The 20,645-nt window shown below is 61.6% G+C and carries 14 protein-coding genes, 2 rRNA genes and 2 pseudogenes (1 of these 18 only partly in view); 8 read left to right on the top strand and 10 right to left on the bottom strand.

From position 1 onward, the window contains the following. Positions 1-96: 96 nt before the first annotated feature. From AK81_RS22485 to AK81_RS22470, 4 genes are all read right to left on the bottom strand, one after another. Complete coding sequence (locus AK81_RS22485; RefSeq protein ID WP_043202621.1) at positions 97-507, bottom strand: SufE family protein; 411 nt, start codon at positions 505-507, stop codon at positions 97-99. Continuing rightward, positions 504-1,709: a cysteine desulfurase gene (locus AK81_RS22480; RefSeq protein ID WP_043202618.1), complete on the bottom strand. Its 1,206-nt coding sequence runs from the start codon at positions 1,707-1,709 to the stop codon at positions 504-506. The genes AK81_RS22485 and AK81_RS22480 overlap by 4 nt, the downstream gene beginning before the upstream one ends. A gap of 121 nt (positions 1,710-1,830) precedes the next feature. Beyond that, complete coding sequence (gene dapD / locus AK81_RS22475) at positions 1,831-2,865, bottom strand: 2,3,4,5-tetrahydropyridine-2,6-dicarboxylate N-succinyltransferase (protein WP_043202615.1); 1,035 nt, start codon at positions 2,863-2,865, stop codon at positions 1,831-1,833. A 31-nt stretch (positions 2,866-2,896) separates the two neighbouring features. Next, on the bottom strand, positions 2,897-3,244 hold the full coding sequence (locus tag AK81_RS22470; protein ID WP_003252272.1) for an ArsC family reductase: 348 nt from the start codon (positions 3,242-3,244) through the stop codon (positions 2,897-2,899). Between the two features lie 575 nt (positions 3,245-3,819). Between AK81_RS22470 and AK81_RS22465 the strand changes: the two genes are divergently transcribed. Next, a complete protein-coding gene (locus AK81_RS22465; RefSeq protein ID WP_043202613.1) occupies positions 3,820-5,466 on the top strand; it encodes a Na+/H+ antiporter in 1,647 nt (548 codons plus the stop codon). Between the two features lie 105 nt (positions 5,467-5,571). Here AK81_RS22465 and dapC read toward each other — a convergent pair whose 3' ends face one another. Genes dapC through map form a run of 3 tightly spaced genes read right to left on the bottom strand, consistent with a single transcriptional unit; the run spans position 5,572 to position 10,325 of the window. Further along, positions 5,572-6,768, bottom strand: coding sequence for a succinyldiaminopimelate transaminase (gene dapC / locus AK81_RS22460; protein WP_043202611.1), 1,197 nt, complete (start codon positions 6,766-6,768; stop codon positions 5,572-5,574). A gap of 30 nt (positions 6,769-6,798) precedes the next feature. Next, the gene (locus AK81_RS22455) at positions 6,799-9,501 is read right to left on the bottom strand and encodes a [protein-PII] uridylyltransferase (RefSeq protein WP_043202609.1); all 2,703 of its coding nucleotides are present in this window, start codon (positions 9,499-9,501) and stop codon (positions 6,799-6,801) included. A gap of 41 nt (positions 9,502-9,542) precedes the next feature. Then, positions 9,543-10,325, bottom strand: coding sequence for a type I methionyl aminopeptidase (gene map / locus AK81_RS22450; protein WP_043202607.1), 783 nt, complete (start codon positions 10,323-10,325; stop codon positions 9,543-9,545). A gap of 345 nt (positions 10,326-10,670) precedes the next feature. Here map and rpsB point away from each other — a divergent pair, with 345 nt between their 5' ends. From rpsB to dxr, 7 genes and pseudogenes are all read left to right on the top strand, one after another. Continuing rightward, complete coding sequence (rpsB, locus tag AK81_RS22445; RefSeq protein ID WP_016501167.1) at positions 10,671-11,408, top strand: 30S ribosomal protein S2; 738 nt, start codon at positions 10,671-10,673, stop codon at positions 11,406-11,408. A 185-nt stretch (positions 11,409-11,593) separates the two neighbouring features. After that, on the top strand, positions 11,594-12,457 hold the full coding sequence (gene tsf, locus AK81_RS22440; RefSeq protein WP_043202605.1) for a translation elongation factor Ts: 864 nt from the start codon (positions 11,594-11,596) through the stop codon (positions 12,455-12,457). A 179-nt stretch (positions 12,458-12,636) separates the two neighbouring features. Next, a complete protein-coding gene (pyrH, locus tag AK81_RS22435; RefSeq protein ID WP_009686950.1) occupies positions 12,637-13,380 on the top strand; it encodes a UMP kinase in 744 nt (247 codons plus the stop codon). Then, positions 13,377-13,934: a ribosome recycling factor gene (gene frr / locus AK81_RS22430; protein WP_043202602.1), complete on the top strand. Its 558-nt coding sequence runs from the start codon at positions 13,377-13,379 to the stop codon at positions 13,932-13,934. Before pyrH ends, frr begins: the two co-directional genes overlap by 4 nt. A gap of 15 nt (positions 13,935-13,949) precedes the next feature. Beyond that, complete coding sequence (gene uppS, locus AK81_RS22425; protein WP_016485210.1) at positions 13,950-14,705, top strand: polyprenyl diphosphate synthase; 756 nt, start codon at positions 13,950-13,952, stop codon at positions 14,703-14,705. Continuing rightward, positions 14,705-15,520: a phosphatidate cytidylyltransferase gene (locus tag AK81_RS22420; RefSeq protein WP_016501164.1), complete on the top strand. Its 816-nt coding sequence runs from the start codon at positions 14,705-14,707 to the stop codon at positions 15,518-15,520. Before uppS ends, AK81_RS22420 begins: the two co-directional genes overlap by 1 nt. Next, positions 15,517-16,461 (top strand): annotated as a pseudogene (gene dxr, locus AK81_RS22415) (1-deoxy-D-xylulose-5-phosphate reductoisomerase); the annotation flags it as partial. The gene AK81_RS22420 and the pseudogene dxr, both read left to right, overlap by 4 nt. Here dxr and AK81_RS28675 read toward each other — a convergent pair. The 3 genes and pseudogenes from AK81_RS28675 to AK81_RS30275 all read right to left on the bottom strand — a co-directional run. Beyond that, positions 16,450-17,796 (bottom strand): annotated as a pseudogene (locus tag AK81_RS28675) (acetolactate synthase large subunit); the annotation flags it as partial. The pseudogenes dxr and AK81_RS28675 overlap by 12 nt on opposite strands. A gap of 230 nt (positions 17,797-18,026) precedes the next feature. Further along, positions 18,027-18,142, bottom strand: a 5S ribosomal RNA gene (gene rrf, locus AK81_RS22410). An 87-nt stretch (positions 18,143-18,229) separates the two neighbouring features. Then, positions 18,230-20,645, bottom strand: a 23S ribosomal RNA gene (locus AK81_RS30275); it runs 371 nt beyond the window's last position.

The following is a 20,645-nucleotide window of genomic DNA, read 5'->3' as shown; positions in this document are numbered from 1 at the left end:
CCGACAATCTTCGCGGCGTAGCTGAAAATGTGGGGCCGCTGCGCGCCCCATCGCGACACAAGGCCGCTCCTACAGGGAGCAGCGTATGCCTTGGATTTAGCGGTTGGACGCCAACTCCGCCATCCGCTGCAACACTGCATGCAGCCCATTGCTACGCGACGGCGACAGCTGGCGCTCTAACCCCAACTGGGTGAACCACTCGCGCAGATCAAGCCCGGCCAGCTCTTCACGGGTCAAACCCTGCACCCGCACCAGCAACAACGCCAGCAGCCCACGCAACAAGCGTGCATCGCTACTGGCCTTGAACCGCCACAGCCCATCGACGTGTTCGGCCACCAACCAGACCAGGCTTTCGCAGCCATGCACCCGGTTGGCTTCGGTCTTGTCAGCCTCGGCCAGCGGCTCCAGGCGGTCGCCCCACTGCATCAGCAGTCGCGCGCGCTGTTCCCAGCCCTTGCCCTGTTCAAACGCTTCCAGCGCCTCACGTGCGTGTGCCGGCAGGTTCATCGCAACAACTCCAGGCCTTGATCAAGCGCAGCGAAGAAGCGCTGCAAGTCGTCGCTGTCGTTGTACAAGCCCAACGATACGCGGATTGCGCCCTCCAGCCCTAGCCCTTGCAAGAGCGGCATGGCGCAGTGGTGCCCGGCACGCACGGCTATCCCTTGCTCGGTGAGCAGGTGGGCAATATCGGCGTTGTGCACGCCCTCGATGACGAAGCTGGCCAGCGCCGTCTGGGGTGCACCCAGTACCCGCACACCCTCACGGTCGGCCAAGCCGCGCATCAGGTGTTGGTGCAGGCTGGTTTCGTGGGCTTCGACAGCCTGGGCGTCGATGCTGGCCAAATAATCCAGGGTTGCCCCCAGGCCGATCACCCCGGCGATTGGTGGCGTACCCGCCTCGAACCCCAGCGGTGCCGGGCGGAAGCTGGCGCTCTGGTATTCGGCCAGTTGCACCATCTCGCCACCAAATTGCCAATGGCGCAGCAGCTCCAGAGCCTGAGTACGGCCATACAGCACGCCAACCCCGTCGGGGCCGTACAGCTTGTGGCTGGAGAACACATAGAAGTCGCAGCCCAGTTGCTGCACATCGTGGCGACCATGCACCACGCCCTGGGCGCCGTCGACCACGGTCAGCGCGCCTTGGGCGCGGGCATGGGCCAGCAGCGCCGGCAGCGGCTGCCAGGTACCCAGTACGTTGGACAACTGGCTGACCGCCAGCACCCGGGTACGCGGGCCTATCAGTTGCAGTGCCTGGTTCAGGTCGATGCGCCCATGGGCATCCAGCGGCAGTACCACCAGGCGCAGGTTACGCCGGTGCGCCAGCTGTTGCCAGGGCAGCAGGTTGGCATGGTGCTCCAGGGCGCTGATGGCAATTTCGTCCCCGGCCTCCAAGCGGTGCTCCAGGCCGTAGGCCAGCAGGTTCAGGGCCGAGGTGGCACCGTGGGTAAACACGATCTGCCGTGAGTCCTCGGCATTCAGCCAGGCTGCGACCTTGTCGCGGCTGGTTTCGAAGGCCTGGGTCGCCAGTGCACCGGGCAGGTGCTGGGCACGGTGCACATTGGCCGCGCCATGGCCGTAGTAATGGCTCAAGGCATCGATCAGGGCTTGCGGCTTCTGGGTGGTGGCGGCGCTGTCCAGGTAGGTCTGGTGCTGCCGTTGCAGGGCGGCGATGGCGGGGAAGTCGGCACGCCAGGGGGAGGGCTGGAACATGTTCACGGGGCCTGGAATGAAAATCGGGTCTGGCGTGGTGCCAGACCCGATCTTAACATTTCAAACGCTGAGAATGCGCTGTTCGCGAGCAAGCTCGCTCCTACAGGGGGCTGGAGGATTCTCAGTTGTGGGCGTGCAACGCCTCGTTCAGCTCGATGGCCGACTTGTGGGTCTTGCACTCTACCGCGCCGTTCAGCGAGTTGCGGCGGAACAGCAGGTCGGTCTGGCCGGCCAGGTCGCGGGCCTTGACCACTTTGACCAGCTCGTTGTTCTCGTCCAGCAGGTTCACCTTGGTGCCAGCGGTGATGTACAGGCCGGCCTCAACGGTGTTGCGGTCGCCCAGCGGGATGCCGATACCGGCGTTGGCGCCGATCAGGCAGCCTTCGCCTACCTTGATGACGATGTTGCCGCCACCGGACAGGGTGCCCATGGTCGAGCAACCGCCGCCCAGGTCGGAACCTTTGCCAACGAATACGCCAGCAGACACACGGCCTTCGATCATGCCCGGGCCTTCGGTGCCAGCGTTAAAGTTGACGAAGCCTTCGTGCATGATGGTGGTGCCTTCGCCGATGTAGGCGCCCAGGCGCACACGGGCGGTATCGGCGATGCGCACGCCGGCCGGGACCACGTAGTCGGTCATCTTCGGGAACTTGTCCACCGAGAACACTTCCAGCAGCTCGCCCTTCAGGCGCGCTTCCAGTTGCAGCTCGGCCAGTTCGGCCAGGTCGACCGCGCCCTGGTTGGTCCAGGCTACGTTCGGCAGCAGCGGGAAGACACCGGCCAGGCTCAGGCCATGTGGCTTGACCAGGCGGTGCGACAGCAGGTGCAGCTTGAGGTAGGCCTCTGGGGTGGAGGTCAGGGCCGCGTCTTCGGCCAGCAGGGTGGCGACCAGCGGCTTGTGGCTTTCGGCCAGGCGGGTCAGCAGGGCGGCCTGGGCGGCATCCACGCCTTTCAAGGCTTCGGCCAGTTTCAGGGCCTGGCCGTTGCTGAAGGCGATGGCCTGGTTGCCACCTTCGTAACCGAGAACAGGGGCTACAGCGGCAACCAGCTCGGCGCTCGGGTTGAGCAGCGGTTGTGCGTAGAACACTTCCAGCCAGGCGCCCTGGCGGTTCTGGGAGCCGACACCGAAGGCCAGGCTGAACAGGGTATTGGACATGTGATTACCTCGTGCGAAATAGGGTAGGGGCTCAGGCCAGGGCAGCGGCGTAGAGGTCTGGCTTGAAGCCGACCAGGGTACGCGCGCCAAGGTCCAGCACCGGGCGTTTGATCATCGACGGCTGGGCCAGCATCAGCTCGACGGCCTTGGCCTGGTCGAGGTCTGCCTTGCTGGCGTCGTCCAGCTTGCGGAAGGTGGTGCCGGCACGGTTGAGGATGACTTCCCAGCCGTGTTCGTCGCACCAGCGGTTCAGGCTGTCGCGGTCGATACCTTGGGTTTTGTAATCGTGGAATTCGTAGGCGATGGCTTTGTCTTCGAGCCAGGTACGCGCCTTTTTCATGGTGTCACAGGCTTTGATGCCGTAGAGCGTGTAGGTCATTGTGTACATTGGGGTTGCAGGTTGCCCCAATCTCTCCGTTTTTCGATGTCAGTCGCGGGATTATGCGGGAACGAAACAGTGAGCGCCACGGGTGTGCTGCCTTGGGCCTTGCAGCGTATCGGAGATCGAGCGCCGCCCGCGCGGCGCATCGCCGGCAAGCCAGCTCCCACATCTGTTTCGGGCCAGTCTCTCCTGTGCCCTGGCGCGCACACCTTGGGGACAGGTGAAAAGCAGCAGCGAAACCTGCGGTATCGAATGGGGCAGACAAGGCGGACAGCGATGGCGGCACTGGAGAAATTGGCCCGAAACAGATGTGGGAGCTGGCTTGCCGGCGATGCGCCGCGCGGGCGGCGCTCGATCTGCGACACACCGCAGGCCTCAAGCCCTGCACCCCTGTGTAATACAAGGTCCACCCGGCACCACCACCCTCCCGAAGTATCATCATGTTACATATTCCCCCGTCACCTGCGACTATCGTGCAGCGGCCCTGAACCGTCGGTCGCCGCTAACATATTGTTCCAATGGTGATGTTTCGCCTTGCTATCGTTTCTGGTTCACAAAGGAAGCTTTCCCGGATGCAGTCCGCCTACACCGTCCTCATCCTGCTGACGCTGGTCAGCCTGTCGAAGCTGGTCGGCCGCATGATTCCGCTGCCCTTGCCGCTGGTGCAGATCGCTGCTGGTGCCTTGCTGGCCCTGCCGACACTGGGCCTGCACGTGGCCCTGGACCCCGAATTGTTCCTGTTCCTGTTCTTGCCGCCACTGCTGTTTGCCGACGGCTGGCGCATCCCCAAGCGTGAACTGTGGCGCATTCGCGGGCCAGTAGTGGCGCTGGCCGTCGGCTTGGTGCTGTTCACCGTGGTCGGGGCCGGCTACTTCATTCACTGGTTGCTGCCGAGCATCCCGCTGCCAGTGGCCTTCGCCCTGGCGGCGGTGCTGTCGCCGACCGACGCCGTGGCGGTTTCGGCCATCGCCCAGGACCGCCTGCCCACCCCGCTGATGCACATGCTGCAGGGGGAGGCCCTGATGAACGACGCATCGGGCCTGGTGACCTTCAAGTTTGCCTTGGCGGCGGCGATCACCGGGGTGTTCTCGCTGACCGATGCAAGCTTCAGCTTCGTCCTGGTGGCGCTTGGCGGCCTCGCGGTGGGTGTGGGCCTCAGCTGGCTGGTGGGCCGCCTGCGCGCCTGGATGATCGCCCGCGGCTGGGACGACCCGGCCACCCACGTGGTGTTCATGCTGTTGCTGCCGTTCGCCGCCTACGTGCTGGCCGAGCGCCTGGGCGTTTCGGGCATCCTGTCGGCGGTGGCGGCCGGCATGATGCAAAGCTGGCTCGACCTGCTGCCGCGGCAGACCAGTACCCGGCTGCTCAACCGCAGCGTCTGGTCGCTGCTGGAGTTCGCCTTCAATGGCCTGATCTTCCTGCTATTGGGCCTTCAGTTGCCGGACATCATCAAGGCAGTGGTCAGCCACGAGGCCACCGTGTGGCCGACCCTGGCCTACCGTTGCCTGGACGTGGTGGCGATCTTTGCTGCGCTGATCCTGCTGCGGTTCATCTGGGTGCAGAGCATCTGGCGCTCGATTGGCGTGGTGCGCCGCTGGCGCGGCAAACCGGCGCTGGTGCTGATGCCTACGGCGCGCTCCTGCTGGCTGCTGACCCTGGGCGGCGTGCGCGGCGCGGTGACCCTGGCGGGTGTGATGTCGGTGCCGTTGCTGATGGGCGCGGGCAAGGCCTTCCCTGAACGTGACTTGCTGATTTTCATCGCCGCCGGGGTGATCCTGCTGTCGTTGATCAGTGCCTGCATCGCGCTGCCGATATTGCTGCGCGGGGTGACCAAGAGCCCGGACGAGCGCTTGCACCAGGAAGTGCAGGAAGCCTGGCGGCGCACGGCCGAGGCGGCGATCCATGCCCTGGAAGCAGAGGAAGTGATCGACGCCAATGCCCCGCAGGATGCTGCGCAGGCGACCTTGGCGACCGAGCTGAAGGCGCGCTTGATGGCTGAATACCGGGATGAGCTGAACAGCTACAACGACAGTGCCGAGGCCAAGGCACTGGCCGAACAGATGGACTTGCTGGAGCGGCGCTTGCGCTTGCGTGCGCTGAGGGCGCAGCGGCTGGAGCTGTATAACCTGCATCGCCAGCACGAGGTAGGTGATGAAGTAGTGCGGCAGGTGCTGGGGGAACTGGATATGAGCGAGGCGAATCTGGGTTCGGTCAAGTAGATCCTGTCAAGGGCATTCGCGGGCACGCCCGCTCCCACAGGTACTGCGCTGCATTTGAAATCTGCGCAGTACCTGTGGGAGCGGGCTTGCCCGCGAATTGGGTAATCAGCGGTTCTGCAGGAAGGCGCGAATCCGCTCGGCCGCCTCGATGCATTCGGCCAGCGGTGCAACCAGCGCCATGCGCACGCGCCCCGCGCCCGGGTTCACGCCATCCACTTCACGCGACAGGTACGACCCCGGTACCACGGTCACATGCTGTGCCTCGAACAGGTCGCGGGTGAAGTCGGCATCACAGCCCGGCACTTTGGCCCACAGGTAGAAGCTGCCATCCGGGCGCTGCACGTCCAGCAACGGCTGCAGGATGTCCAGCACGGCATCGTACTTGGCGCGGTACTGGTCGCGGTTTGCGCGTACATGCGCCTCGTCCTGCCAGGCGGCGATGCTGGCCAGCTGGGTTTGCACCGGCATGGCGCAGCCGTGGTAGGTGCGGTACAGCAGGAACGGCTTGATGATCTCGGCGTCGCCAGCCACGAAGCCCGAGCGCAGGCCCGGCAGGTTGGAGCGCTTGGACAGGCTGTGGAACACCACGCAGCGCTTGAAGTCACTGCGGCCGAGCTCGGCGCAGGCGGTCAGCAGACCCGGTGGTGGCGCGTCTTCATCGAAGTACAGCTCGCTGTAGCACTCGTCGGCGGCGATCACGAAGTCGTGTTCGTCGGCCAGGGCAATCAGCTTCTTCAGGGTGTCCATCGGCACCAGCGCACCGGTGGGGTTGCCCGGCGAGCACAGGAACAGGATCTGGCAGCGCTTCCAGACCTCGGCCGGCACGGCATCGAAGTCAGGGTTGAAACCGTTGTCTTCCAGGCACGGCAGGTAGTGCGGGGTAGCCCCGGCCAGCAACGCTGCGCCTTCGTAGATCTGGTAGAACGGGTTCGGGCTGATCACCAGGCCGTCATCGGCACGGTTGACCACCGCCTGGGTGAAGGCGAACAGCGCTTCACGGGTGCCATTGACCGGCAGGATGTGACGGTCGGCATTCAGCCAGCCAGCTGGCACGCCAAAGCGACGCTCGCACCACTGGCCGATGGCCTGGCGCAGGGCCGGCAGGCCGAGGGTGCTGGGGTATACCGCCAGTTTGTCGAGGTTGTCGGCCATGGCCTGGGCGACGAACGCCGGTGATTCGTGCTTAGGCTCACCGATTGACAGGGCGATGGCGCGTTTGTCTGCCGCAGGCTTCACGCTGCCCAGCAGGGCACGGAGTTTCTCGAACGGGTAGGGCTGAAGCTGGGTCAAGGCATGGTTCATCGGCGCAAGGTCTCGTCAATCGTCTAGTCGTTAAAAGGTCACGCGGGTAGGGCTGGCATCGCTGGCCTGGCCGGCCTGCAACTGCTGGACGATGGCCTCCTGCAGGCGGCTGCACAGCTGCGGGTCGGACAGCGGCTGGTTGTCGGCATCGGTGATGAAGAACACGTCTTCCACCCGCTCGCCGAGGGTGGCGATCTTGGCGTTCTGCAGCGAAAGGTCGAACTCCAGGAAGATCCGCCCCAGCCGGGCCAGCAGGCCTGGGCGGTCTGGTGCGGTGATTTCGAGGATGGTCACCGGCCGCTGGGCATCGTTGAGGATGGTCACCTGCGGCGGGAAGTTGAAGTGCTTGAGCTGGCGCGGCACCCGGCGCTGGATGATGGTCGGGTAGTCCTCGGGGTTGCGCAGCGCTTCGGTCAGGCCGTCGCGAATCTGCTTGACCCGCTGCGGGTTGTCGCCGATAGAGCCGCCGTCGTTGTCCAGCACGATGTAGGTGTCGAGGGTGAACTGGCTGCTCGACGTGATGATGCGTGCATCGTGGATATTCAGGTTCAATTGCGACATGGCCGCCACTGTCACGGCGAAGAAATCGTGCTGGTCAGGGGCGTAGATGAAGATCTGTGTGCCGCCCTCGAACTCGCGCTGGGTGGTTTCCTTGATCAGCACCAGCGGCCCGCCATCGGCAGGTTGCTGCAGGATCGCATCCGTGTGCCAGGCCACATCGGCGGCGTTGTGCTTGAGAAAGTAGTCATCGCCCAGTTGCGACCATAGCTGTTCGACGTCGTCCGGGTCAGTACCCTCACGCACCAGGATATCCAGTGCTGACGACTGGGTCTGGCGAATCTGCTCTTCGCGGTCCAGCGGGTTTTCCAGGCCGCGGCGCAGGGCGCGCTTGGTCTCGCTGTAGAGCTGGCGCAGCAGGCTGGCCCGCCATGAGTTCCACAGGCTGGGGTTGGTGGCATTGATGTCGGCCACGGTCAGCACGTACAGGTAGTCCAGGCGCGTCTCGTCGCCCACGTGCAGGGCAAAGTCGTTGATCACCTGCGGGTCGGACAAGTCCTTGCGCTGGGCGGTGGTCGACATCACCAGGTGGTTTTGCACCAGCCAGACGATCAGCCGGCTGTCCCAGGCCGGCAACTGGTGGCGCTCGCAGAACTTCTGCGCATCCACCGCGCCCAGCTCGGAATGGTCGCCCTGGCGGCCCTTGCCGATGTCGTGGTAAAGGCCAGCCAGGTAGATCAGCTCGGGCTTGGGCAGGCGCCCCATGAGCTTGCTGGCCAGCGGGAATTTCTCGGACACCGGCGTGTACTGCAGTTTACGCAGGTGCTTGATGAGGTTGAGCGTGTGCGCATCGACCGTATAGATGTGGAACAGGTCGTGCTGCATCTGCCCGACGATCAGGCCGAATTCCGGCAGGTAGCGCCCAAGGATGCCGTAGCGATTCATCCGGCGCAGGTTGCGGTGGATGCCGATTTCGCACTTGAACAGCTCGATGAACAGGCTGGTGTTGCGGATATCGGTGCGGAAGGTGTCGTCGATCAGGTGCCGGTGCTCACGCAGCAGGCGCACCGTATCGGCACGCACGCCCTTGATTTCGGGGTGCTGGGCCATCAGCACGAAGATTTCCAGCATGGCGAACGGTGTGCGCTTGAACACGTTCGGGTTGGCCGCCTCCAAATAGCCGTCATGCAGGCGGAAGCGCGCATTCAGCGGCTGGGTGCTGCCACTTTCCTCATCGGCGAGGATGACCTCTTCGAAATGCTGGATGATCAGGTCGCACAACTGGCTGATGCTCATCACCACCCGGTAGTACTGCTGCATGAACTGCTCGATTGCCCGCTTGGGGTTGTCGTCGCTGTAGCCCAGCAGCGCGGCGAGGCTGCGCTGGTGGTCGAACAGCAGGCGGTCCTCGGCGCGACCGGCCAGCATGTGCAGGGCGTAGCGCACTTTCCACAGAAAGTCCTGGGACGAGGCCAGCAGTTCGTTCTCGCTTTCCAGCAAGAAGCCTTCGCCGGCCAGCGCGTGCAGGTTCAGGGTGCCGTACTGGCGGCGGGCTACCCATAGTACGGTCTGGATGTCGCGCAGGCCACCGGGCGAGCCCTTGACGTTGGGTTCGAGGTTGTACTCGGTGTCGTTGTACTTGTGGTGACGGGCCTTGAGTTCGGCGCGCTTGGCCAGGAAGAAGTCTTTGCTCGGCCACATGTGCGCGGTGCTGGTCACCTCCAGCATGCGCTGGCGCAGGGCCTCGGGACCGGCAATGGTGCGGCTTTCCATCAGGTTGGTAATCACCGTCAGGTCAGCGCGGGCCTGTTCGGCACACTCGTCGACGGTGCGCACGCTCTGGCCCACTTCCAGGCCGATGTCCCACAGCAGGGTGAGAAAGCGCTCAATGGCGTTGCGGTACTGCTCGTGCTCGGCGGCGCCAAGCACAATCAGCAGGTCGATGTCTGAATGCGGGTGCAGCTCGCCACGCCCGTAGCCACCCACCGCGACCAGGGCGATGCCGCTGTGGTCGCCCCAGTCGAACTGGTTCCAGGCCTGTTGCAGGATATTGTCGACGAGCCAGGCGCGGGCTTCGATCAGCGGGCGGATTTCGCCGCCACTGCGAAAACGCTTGTCGAGCACCTCGCCGGCCTGGCGGATGGCTTTCTTGAAGGCGGCGATGGGGCTCGCCTTTAAGGCCAGTTCCGCCTGGAACTGACCGCGGTCGAACAGCTCGGGGTCCACCTGGGGCATCGCGTCACGTTCCTGTCGTCGGGTGGCCTGTCTCGGTGCGGTCAGGCCGAGGTGCGCGGGATGGTGTCGTCCTTGCGCAGGGTGAAGATCTCGTAGCCGGTCGCGGTCACCACCAGGGTGTGTTCCCACTGAGCCGAGAGCTTGCGGTCCTTGGTGATGGCGGTCCAGCCGTCGCCCAGCACCTTGGTGTCGGCCTTGCCCTGGTTGATCATCGGCTCGATGGTGAAGGTCATGCCTTCTTTCAGTTCCATGCCGGTGCCGGCGCGGCCGTAGTGCAGGATCTGCGGCTCTTCGTGAAACACCTTGCCGATGCCGTGGCCGCAGAACTCGCGTACCACCGAGAAACCGTTCTTTTCAGCGTGCTTCTGGATCACTTCGCCGATATCGCCCAGGCGGCAGCCCGGCTTCACCAGTTCGATGGCCTTGTACATGCACTCCTGGGTAACCTTGGACAGGCGTTCGGCCCACACCGGCACGTTACCGACGTGGAACATGCGGCTGGTATCGCCGTGGTAGCCGTCCTTGATCACGGTGACGTCGATGTTCAGCGTGTCACCGTCCTTGAGCGGCTTGTCGTTGGGGATGCCGTGGCAGACCACATGGTTGATCGAGGTGCAGATCGACTTCGGGTAGCCCTTGTAGTTGAGGGGCGCCGGGATGGCCTGCTGGACGTTGACGATATAGTCGTGGCACAGGCGGTCGAGCTCTTCGGTGGTAATACCGGGCTTGACGTGCTCCTCGATCATTTCCAGCACCTCGGCGGCCAGGCGGCCGGCGATGCGCATCTTCTCGATGTCTTCTGCGGTCTTGATGTTAACGGTCATTACAGGCTCTCTACGGCGCCGCACGCGGCGCGAACAAACGGGAAAGGCCGGATTCTAGCAGAGCAGGGCGGCATTCTGTCGGGATAAAGGCGGCCATGCTGCTGTCTACAGGAGGCATTCTGGCCTGTTTGGCGGGGCGCTGCAAAAACCGCTGACGGACGCAACCTGATCCGGGTTTCGTTCGCTCGCGGTCTGTGGTATAACATGCGCCGCTTTCGGGGACGACCCCGTGAGCCTAAACCCACACACGTGTCGACACGATGACCTGGGTGCCCCGGATTTTCGAATTTGCGGGTTGGTCATTGGGATGCGTGGAGGCCCAACCCGACTTACCAAGGAACTATCATGTCCCAAGTCAATATGCGCGATATGCTGAAGGCCGGTGTGCACTTCGGCCACCAGACCCGTTACTGGAACCCGAAAATGGGCAAGTACATTTTCGGCGCGCGTAACAAGATCCACATCATCAACCTGGAAAAAACCCTGCCAATGTTCAACGAAGCTCTGGCTTTCGTAGAGCGTCTGGCTCAGGGCAAGAACAAGATCATGTTCGTCGGCACCAAGCGTTCCGCCGGCAAGATCGTCGCCGAGCAAGCTGCTCGTGCCGGTTCGCCATACGTTGACCACCGCTGGTTGGGCGGCATGCTGACCAACTACAAAACCATCCGTGCTTCGATCAAGCGTCTGCGCGACCTGGAAACCCAGGCCGAAGATGGCACCTTTGCCAAGCTGACCAAGAAAGAAGCCCTGATGCGTTCGCGCGATCTGGAAAAGCTGGACCGCAGCCTGGGTGGTATCAAGGACATGGGCGGTCTGCCTGATGCCCTGTTCGTGATCGACGTTGACCACGAGCGCATTGCTATCACCGAAGCTAACAAGCTGGGCATCCCGGTTATCGGCGTTGTCGATACCAACAGCAGCCCGGAAGGTGTTGACTACATCATCCCAGGCAACGACGACGCCATCCGCGCCATCGAGCTGTACATGACTTCGATGGCCGACGCCATCATCCGCGGCCGCAACAACGTTGCTGGCGGCACCGAAGTCTATGTTGAAGAAGCGGCTGCACCTGCTGCTGAGTAATAGGCGCTAGCGTCTACTTGGCACGCAAAAAGGGGGCTTTGCCCCCTTTTTGCCACCTTGAAATCCTGCTGTCAGCAAGTGCCCCGCATTATGGGTTGGCTGAGATAACAACAGCGGATTCGCAGAATTGAACGCCCGTGACGAGCGGGTGGAATGGTTGAAAAACTTTCCAAGAGGATTTTGAAATGGCAGAGATTACTGCAGCGCTGGTCAAAGAACTGCGCGAGCGTACCGGCGAAGGCATGATGGATTGCAAAAAGGCCCTGACCAAGGCCGGCGGCGACATCGAAAAAGCCATCGACGACATGCGTGCCTCCGGCGCCATCAAGGCTGCCAAAAAGGCTGGCAACGTTGCCGCTGAAGGCGCTATCGCGGTCAAGACCGACGGTAAATCGGCTGTCCTGCTGGAAGTGAACTCGCAGACCGACTTCCTGGCCCTGCAAGACGACTTCAAGAACTTCGTTGCCGAAAGCATCGAAGAAGCCTTCGCCCAGAAGCTGACCGAAGCTGCTCCGCTGATCGCTTCGCGTGAAGCTGCTCGTGAAGCCCTGGTTGCCAAGGTGGGCGAGAACGTCAACATCCGTCGCCTGGTGCGCGTTGAGGGTGACGTTGTCGGTGCTTACCTGCACGGTAACAAGATCGGTGCCGTTGTTGTCCTGAAAGGCGGCGACGTCGATCTGGCCAAGAACATCGCGATGCACGTTGCAGCCTCGAACCCTGAGTTCCTGGACTCGTCGGAAATCTCCGCCGAAGCCATCGAGCGCGAGAAGGCCGTCTTCCTGCAGCTGAACGCTGATAAGATCGCTGGCAAGCCGGAAAACATCGTTGAGAACATGATCAACGGTCGTATCACCAAGTTCAAAGCCGAAGCCTCGCTGAAAGAGCAAGCCTTCGTCATGAACCCGGAAGTCAAAGTCGGCGAACTGGCCAAGAAGGCCGGTGCTGAAATCGTTTCGTTCACCTACTTCAAGGTAGGCGAAGGCATCGAGAAGCCGGTCGACAACTTCGCTGAAGAAGTTGCTGCCCAGCTGGCTGCTGCCAAGCAGTAAGACAGACCCGTCTGTCGCCCCAAAGAGGCTGCCCGCTCACGCGCGCAGCCTCTTTGTCAAAGCGGGAGCGGTTTACGAGACCGTTGCTCGCTGACGCAGTCGCTGCGTCACGTTAGAGTTACATGCAGGCTCAAGCAGCCCGCCAGAATTTTTTACAAACGCCGCAGGAGAGATTCGCAATGGCTCAGCAGGGCAGTGGTCATCAGGCTCGCTATAAACGCATTCTACTCAAACTTAGCGGCGAGGCCCTGATGGGCTCGGAAGAGTTCGGGATCGACCCAAAAGTCCTGGATCGCATGGCGCTGGAAGTCGGCCAACTGGTCGGCATCGGTGTTCAGGTAGGTCTGGTGATCGGTGGTGGCAACCTGTTCCGTGGTGCGGCGCTCAGTGCAGCCGGCATGGACCGCGTCACCGGCGACCACATGGGCATGCTGGCGACCGTAATGAACGCCCTGGCCATGCGCGACGCGCTGGAGCGGGCAAACATTACCGCCATTGTCATGTCGGCCATTTCCATGGTTGGCGTGACCGATCACTATGATCGCCGCAAGGCCATGCGCCACCTGAACGCCAAAGAAGTCGTAATTTTCGCTGCCGGTACCGGCAACCCGTTCTTCACCACCGACTCTGCTGCCTGTCTGCGCGCCATCGAAATCGATGCCGACGTGGTTTTGAAGGCAACCAAGGTCGATGGTGTATACACTGCTGATCCATTCAAGGACCCGCATGCCGAGAAGTTCGATCATCTGACCTACGATGAAGTGCTGGATCGCAAGCTGGGTGTGATGGATCTGACGGCAATCTGTCTCTGCCGCGACCACAAGATGCCGTTGCGCGTCTTCAATATGAACAAGCCCGGCGCCCTGCTGAACATCGTGCACGGCGGCGCGGAAGGAACCCTGATCGAGGAAGTTCAAAAATGATCAACGCTATCAAGAAAGACGCCCAGGACCGCATGGGCAAGTCCATCGAGGCGCTGGGTCGTCACCTGGCGGCGATCCGTACCGGTCGTGCCCACCCAAGCATCCTGGACAGCGTCAAGGTCACTGCCTGGGGTAGCGAAATGCCGCTGAACCAGGTAGCTGCGATCAGCGTCGAAGATGCCCGCACCCTGAAGATCGTCGCTCACGACAAGAACCTCAGCGCTGCCATCGAGAAGGCCATTCTCACCTCCGACCTGGGCCTGAACCCGTCCAGCGCCGGCACCACCATTCGCGTGCCGATGCCAGCCCTGACCGAGGAAACCCGCAAGGGCTACACCAAGCAGGCCAGCGGCGTGTGCGAGGATGCCAAGGTAGCCGTGCGCAACGTGCGCCGCGACGCCCTGGCCGACCTGAAGAAGCTGACCAAGGACAAGGAAATCAGCGAGGACGAAGAACGTCGCGCCGCTGACGAGATCCAGAAGCTGACCGACAAGTTCGTTGCCGAAGTCGATGCTGCCTTCAAGGCCAAGGAAAAGGACCTGATGGCCGTCTAAGGCCGGGGTTTCTTAATGGAAAAGACCAAGCCAGTGGCGCCGTCCTCGGTGCCGCGTCATGTCGCGATCATCATGGATGGCAACAACCGCTGGGCGAAAAAACGCCTGCTGCCCGGCGTCGCCGGGCACAAGGCGGGTGTCGACGCCGTTCGCGCGGTCATCGAGGTGTGTGCCAAGTCCGGGGTCGAGGTACTGACCCTGTTTGCGTTCTCCAGCGAAAACTGGCAGCGCCCCGCCGAAGAGGTCGGTGCGCTGATGGAGCTGTTCTTCTCGGCGCTCCGGCGTGAGGCCAAGCGCCTCAACGAGAACAACATCAGCTTGCGTATCATCGGTGACCGTTCGCGCTTCCACCCAGAGCTGCAGGCTGCCATGCGCGAAGCCGAGGCGCTGACCGCCGGCAACAACCGCTTCATCCTGCAGATCGCGGCCAACTACGGTGGCCAGTGGGATATCGCCCAGGCCGCGCAGCGGCTGGCGCGGGAAGTGCAAGCCGGGCACCTGCGTCCGGAAGACATCACCCCGGGGCTGCTGCAGACCTGCCTGGCAACCGGCGAGCTACCGTTGCCGGACCTGTGCATTCGCACCGGTGGCGAGCACCGCATCAGCAATTTCCTGTTGTGGCAGCTGGCCTACGCCGAGCTGTACTTCTCCGACCTGTACTGGCCGGACTTCAAACACGAGGCCATGCGCAATGCCCTGGCCGATTTCGCTTCGCGCCAGCGCCGCTTTGGTAAGACCAGCGAGCAGGTCGAGGCTGGAGCTCGTGCTTAATGCTTAAACAACGCATCATTACTGCGCTGATCCTGCTGCCGATTGCGCTGGGTGGCTTCTTCCTGCTCAACGGCGGGGATTTCGCCCTGTTTATCGGCTTCGTGGTGACCCTTGGCGCCTGGGAGTGGGCGCGCCTGGCCGGGTTGATGACCCAGCCGCTGCGCATCGCCTATGCCGCGGTGGTCGCCGGAGCGCTGATGTTGCTGTACATCCTTCCGGAGCTGGCGCCCTGGGTGCTGGGAGCTGCGGTGATCTGGTGGGGGTTGGCCACCTGGCTGGTGCTTACCTACCCGCGTAGCAGCGAGCTGTGGGCCAGTGCCGCCTGCCGGTTGCTGATCGGGCTGCTGGTATTGCTGCCGGCCTGGCAGGGGCTGGTGCTGCTCAAGCACTGGCCGCTGGGCAACTGGCTGATCCTGTCGGTCATGGTGCTGGTGTGGGCCGCCGATATTGGCGCCTACTTCTCTGGCAGGGCTTTCGGCAAGCGCAAGCTGGCCCCGCAGGTCAGCCCGGGCAAGAGCTGGGAGGGCGTGTATGGCGGCCTGGCGGTCAGCCTGGCAATTACCTTGGCGGTCGGCATCAGCCGCGACTGGGGTTTCGGCCAGATCCTGCTGGGCCTGCTGGGTGCCGCGCTGCTGGTCATGTCCTCGGTGGTCGGTGACCTGACAGAGAGCATGTTCAAGCGCCGTTCCGGCATCAAGGACAGCAGCAACCTGCTGCCCGGCCATGGCGGCGTGCTCGATCGCATTGACAGCCTTACCGCGGCGATCCCGATTTTCGCCGTGCTGTTGTGGGCTGCCGAATGGGGTGTGATGTGAGTCGCGCGCAACGTATTACCGTACTCGGGGCCACCGGCTCCATCGGCCTGAGCACGCTGGATGTGATTGCGCGCCACCCTGATCGCTACCAGGTGTTCGCCCTCAGCGGGTATTCGCGGATCGACGAGTTGCTGGCCCTGTGCGTGCGCCATCGCCCGGCGTTCGCTGTAGTACCGAGCGCCGAGGCGGCCGTGCGACTGCGCGAAAACCTGGCAGCGGTCGGCTGCGCCACCGAGGTGTTGGAAGGCGAGGCCGGGCTTTGCCAGGTGGCTTCGGCGGCCGAAGTGGATGCGGTGATGGCAGCGATTGTCGGCGCCGCCGGCCTGCGCCCTACCTTGGCGGCCGTCGAGGCGGGCAAGAAGGTGTTGCTGGCCAACAAGGAAGCCTTGGTGATGTCCGGCGCGCTGTTCATCGAGGCGGTGCGGCGCAGCGGCGCCGTGCTGTTGCCGATCGATAGCGAGCACAACGCGATCTTCCAGTGCATGCCGGGCGACTATGCTCGCGGCCTGAGCGCGGTTGGCGTGCGCCGGATACTGCTTACTGCTTCCGGTGGCCCGTTCCGCGAAACGCCGGTCGAGGCGTTGCTCGATGTGACGCCGGAGCAAGCCTGTGCGCACCCCAACTGGTCGATGGGGCGCAAGATTTCCGTGGATTCGGCCAGCATGATGAACAAGGGGCTCGAACTGATCGAGGCTTGCTGGTTGTTCGATGCCGCGCCGGCCAAGGTCGAGGTGGTGGTGCACCCACAGAGTGTCATTCACTCCCTGGTCGATTACGTGGACGGCTCGGTATTGGCGCAGCTGGGTAACCCGGACATGCGCACGCCCATCGCCAATGCCCTGGCGTGGCCTGAGCGCATCGATTCCGGGGTGGCTCCGCTGGACCTGTTTGCCATCGCCCGTCTGGATTTCCAGGCGCCCGACGATGCCCAGGCGCACTGCCGTTTCCAGCTCCTGGCTGTTCATCATGAAGCCGCCGTCGCCGCATACCGAGATCACCGGGCGGTCCGGGTGTACCAGGTGTGCTGCCATCGCCGATGGCAGGCCGGCGCCCATGGTCGCCAGGGCGTTGTCCAGCAGCACGGTGTTTGGTTTGTGCGCCTTGTAGTTACGGGCGAACCAGATTTTGTAGATACCGTTGTCCAGGGCAACGATGCCTTCGGACGGCAGTACGCGACGGATGTCGGCGACCAGGCGCTGCGGGTAGACCGGGAAGCGGTCGTCGTCGGCGCCTTCGGCGATCTGCGCTTCGTTGGCTTCGCGTATGGCCATCAGGCGGGTGAAGTCCCAGTGCGACGTCTCGGTAAGGGCTTCACCGATCTGCCACACGGCGTTGGCGATGTCGCCGATCACTTCCACCTGCGGGAAGTACACGGCATCGACTTCAGCAGAGCGGAAGTTGATGTGGATGACTTCGGTGCCGCCGCGGACCATGAAGAATGGCGGCTTCTCGATCACGTCGTGGCCGATGTTGACGATCAGGTCTGCTGCTTCGACGGCGCGGTGCACAAAGTCACCCGACGACAGTGCGGCGTTGCCCAGGAAACGCGGGTGACGCTCATCGACCACGCCTTTACCCATCTGGGTGGTGATGAACGGAATTCCGGTCTTGTCGATCAGCTGCTTGAGAACCTTGGCGGTCATCTTGCGGTTGGCGCCGGCACCGATTACCAGAATCGGGTTGCGGGCGTTCTTCAGCTTCTGCACGGCAGCTTCGATGGCCACGTGTTCGGCCAACGGGCGACGGTGCAGGCTGCGTGGAATTGGCAGTGCGTCGGTCTGCTCGGCGGCGATGTCTTCCGGCAGTTCCAGGTGTACCGCACCCGGCTTTTCTTCTTCAGCCAGGCGGAAGGCTTCGCGCATGCGCGACGGGATGTTGTCGGCCGAGGCGAACTGGTGGGTGTACTTGGTGATGGGGTCCATCATGCCGCACACGTCAATGATCTGGAAGCGGCCCTGCTTGGACTTCTTGATCGGCTTCTGCCCGGTGATCATCATCATCGGCATGCCGCCCAGGTAGGCGTAGGCGCTGGCTGTGACAAGGTTGGTGGCGCCAGGGCCGAGGGTCGACAGGCTGACACCGGTCTTGCCGGTCAGACGGCCGTAGGTGGCAGCCATGAAGCCTGCAGACTGCTCGTGGCGGGTCAGTACCAGCTTGATCTTCGACTTGCGCAGGGATTCGAGCAGGTCGAGGTTTTCTTCACCGGGAATGCCGAATACATACTCGACACCTTCGTTTTCCAGGCATTGCACAACGACATCGGCGGCCTTGGCCATCTTGCTTGCTACCTCAAGTGATGGGACGGTGGAAGTCCAGAAATGCGCAGCACGGTACGCTGGCATCGCTCAGCCCGGGGTAAGGAGTGCCCCGAACCAAAGTCTTGACGTAGGGCAAGCAAGAGAAAGTCACGTCAATGTGACAGTAATATTGCCGCAGCCCGTAAATTTTTGGGCTGAAAAGACAAAACCCCTACCTGCATGCGCAGATAGGGGTTTTGCGAAATGAATCTTGACGATGACCTACTCTCACATGGGGAAACCCCACACTACCATCGGCGATGCATCGTTTCACTACTGAGTTCGGGATGGGATCAGGTGGTTCCAATGCTCTATGGTCGTCAAGAAATTCTGTAGCCAGAATGTCCAGATGGACAGCCCAGCGAATTCGGATATGTGATATTTGTGGGTTACGTTATTGCTTGGGTGTTATATGGTCAAGCCTCACGGGCAATTAGTATTGGTTAGCTCAACGCCTCACAGCGCTTACACACCCAACCTATCAACGTCGTAGTCTTCGACGGCCCTTTAGGGGATTCAAGATCCCAGTGAGATCTCATCTTGAGGCAAGTTTCCCGCTTAGATGCTTTCAGCGGTTATCTCTTCCGAACATAGCTACCCGGCAATGCCACTGGCGTGACAACCGGAACACCAGAGGTTCGTCCACTCCGGTCCTCTCGTACTAGGAGCAGCCCCTCTCAAATCTCAAACGTCCACGGCAGATAGGGACCGAACTGTCTCACGACGTTCTAAACCCAGCTCGCGTACCACTTTAAATGGCGAACAGCCATACCCTTGGGACCGGCTTCAGCCCCAGGATGTGATGAGCCGACATCGAGGTGCCAAACACCGCCGTCGATATGAACTCTTGGGCGGTATCAGCCTGTTATCCCCGGAGTACCTTTTATCCGTTGAGCGATGGCCCTTCCATACAGAACCACCGGATCACTAAGACCTACTTTCGTACCTGCTCGACGTGTGTGTCTCGCAGTCAAGCGCGCTTTTGCCTTTATACTCTACGACCGATTTCCGACCGGTCTGAGCGCACCTTCGTACTCCTCCGTTACTCTTTGGGAGGAGACCGCCCCAGTCAAACTACCCACCATACACTGTCCTCGATCCGGATAACGGACCTGAGTTAGAACCTCAAAGTTGCCAGGGTGGTATTTCAAGGATGGCTCCATGAGAACTGGCGTCCCCACTTCAAAGCCTCCCACCTATCCTACACAAGCAAATTCAAAGTCCAGTGCAAAGCTATAGTAAAGGTTCACGGGGTCTTTCCGTCTAGCCGCGGATACACTGCATCTTCACAGCGATTTCAATTTCACTGAGTCTCGGGTGGAGACAGCGCCGCCATCGTTACGCCATTCGTGCAGGTCGGAACTTACCCGACAAGGAATTTCGCTACCTTAGGACCGTTATAGTTACGGCCGCCGTTTACCGGGGCTTCGATCAAGAGCTTCGCTTGCGCTAACCCCATCAATTAACCTTCCGGCACCGGGCAGGCGTCACACCCTATACGTCCACTTTCGTGTTTGCAGAGTGCTGTGTTTTTAATAAACAGTCGCAGCGGCCTGGTATCTTCGACCGGCATGGGCTTACGGAGCAAGTCCTTGACCCTCGCCGGCGCACCTTCTCCCGAAGTTACGGTGCCATTTTGCCTAGTTCCTTCACCCGAGTTCTCTCAAGCGCCTTGGTATTCTCTACCTAACCACCTGTGTCGGTTTGGGGTACGGTTCCCAGTTATCTGAAGCTTAGGAGCTTTTCTTGGAAGCATGGTATCAACCACTTCGTCGCCTAATGGCAACTCGTCATCAGCTCTCGGCCTTAGAATCCCGGATTTGCCTAAGATTCCAGCCTACCACCTTAAACCTGGACAACCAACGCCAGGCTGGCCTAACCTTCTCCGTCCCTCCATCGCAATAACTGGAAGTACAGGAATATTAACCTGTTTTCCATCGACTACGCTTTTCAGCCTCGCCTTAGGGACCGACTAACCCTGCGTCGATTAACGTTGCGCAGGAAACCTTGGTCTTTCGGCGTGCGAGTTTTTCACTCGTGATACCCGTAGCTTCGGTGCATGGTTTGAGCCCCGTTACATCTTCCGCGCAGGCCGACTCGACTAGTGAGCTATTACGCTTTCTTTAAAGGGTGGCTGCTTCTAAGCCAACCTCCTAGCTGTCTAAGCCTTCCCACATCGTTTCCCACTTAACCATGACTTTGGGACCTTAGCTGACGGTCTGGGTTGTTTCCCTTTTCACGACGGACGTTAGCACCCGCCGTGTGTCTCCCATGCTCGGCACTTGTAGGTATTCGGAGTTTGCATCGGTTTGGTAAGTCGGGATGACCCCCTAGCCGAAACAGTGCTCTACCCCCTACAGTGATACATGAGGCGCTACCTAAATAGCTTTCGAGGAGAACCAGCTATCTCCGAGCTTGATTAGCCTTTCACTCCGATCCACAGGTCATCCGCTAACTTTTCAACGGTAGTCGGTTCGGTCCTCCAGTCAGTGTTACCTAACCTTCAACCTGCCCATGGATAGATCGCCCGGTTTCGGGTCTATACCCAGCGACTAAACGCCCTATTAAGACTCGCTTTCGCTACGCCTCCCCTATTCGGTTAAGCTCGCCACTGAATATAAGTCGCTGACCCATTATACAAAAGGTACGCAGTCACCTAACAAAGTAGGCTCCCACTGCTTGTACGCATACGGTTTCAGGATCTATTTCACTCCCCTCTCCGGGGTTCTTTTCGCCTTTCCCTCACGGTACTAGTTCACTATCGGTCAGTCAGTAGTATTTAGCCTTGGAGGATGGTCCCCCCATATTCAGACAAAGTTTCTCGTGCT

This window comes from Pseudomonas putida W15Oct28 (genome assembly GCF_000708715.2).
Taxonomy (GTDB): domain Bacteria; phylum Pseudomonadota; class Gammaproteobacteria; order Pseudomonadales; family Pseudomonadaceae; genus Aquipseudomonas; species Aquipseudomonas putida_R.
Note: the sequence above shows the minus strand (reverse complement) of the source record. Positions and strands in the feature narration are given on the sequence as shown.

What these genes read in the sequence shown, in the direction of transcription:
- AK81_RS22485 (WP_043202621.1), bottom strand. Translation starts at nt 507, where the DNA reads ATGAACCTGCCGGCACACGCACGTGAGGCGCTGGAAGCGTTTGAACAG.
- AK81_RS22480 (WP_043202618.1), bottom strand. Translation starts at nt 1,709, where the DNA reads ATGTTCCAGCCCTCCCCCTGGCGTGCCGACTTCCCCGCCATCGCCGCC.
- dapD (WP_043202615.1), bottom strand. Translation starts at nt 2,865, where the DNA reads ATGTCCAATACCCTGTTCAGCCTGGCCTTCGGTGTCGGCTCCCAGAAC.
- AK81_RS22470 (WP_003252272.1), bottom strand. Translation starts at nt 3,244, where the DNA reads ATGACCTACACGCTCTACGGCATCAAAGCCTGTGACACCATGAAAAAG.
- AK81_RS22465 (WP_043202613.1), top strand. Translation starts at nt 3,820, where the DNA reads ATGCAGTCCGCCTACACCGTCCTCATCCTGCTGACGCTGGTCAGCCTG.
- dapC (WP_043202611.1), bottom strand. Translation starts at nt 6,768, where the DNA reads ATGAACCATGCCTTGACCCAGCTTCAGCCCTACCCGTTCGAGAAACTC.
- AK81_RS22455 (WP_043202609.1), bottom strand. Translation starts at nt 9,501, where the DNA reads ATGCCCCAGGTGGACCCCGAGCTGTTCGACCGCGGTCAGTTCCAGGCG.
- map (WP_043202607.1), bottom strand. Translation starts at nt 10,325, where the DNA reads ATGACCGTTAACATCAAGACCGCAGAAGACATCGAGAAGATGCGCATC.
- rpsB (WP_016501167.1), top strand. Translation starts at nt 10,671, where the DNA reads ATGTCCCAAGTCAATATGCGCGATATGCTGAAGGCCGGTGTGCACTTC.
- tsf (WP_043202605.1), top strand. Translation starts at nt 11,594, where the DNA reads ATGGCAGAGATTACTGCAGCGCTGGTCAAAGAACTGCGCGAGCGTACC.
- pyrH (WP_009686950.1), top strand. Translation starts at nt 12,637, where the DNA reads ATGGCTCAGCAGGGCAGTGGTCATCAGGCTCGCTATAAACGCATTCTA.
- frr (WP_043202602.1), top strand. Translation starts at nt 13,377, where the DNA reads ATGATCAACGCTATCAAGAAAGACGCCCAGGACCGCATGGGCAAGTCC.
- uppS (WP_016485210.1), top strand. Translation starts at nt 13,950, where the DNA reads ATGGAAAAGACCAAGCCAGTGGCGCCGTCCTCGGTGCCGCGTCATGTC.
- AK81_RS22420 (WP_016501164.1), top strand. Translation starts at nt 14,705, where the DNA reads ATGCTTAAACAACGCATCATTACTGCGCTGATCCTGCTGCCGATTGCG.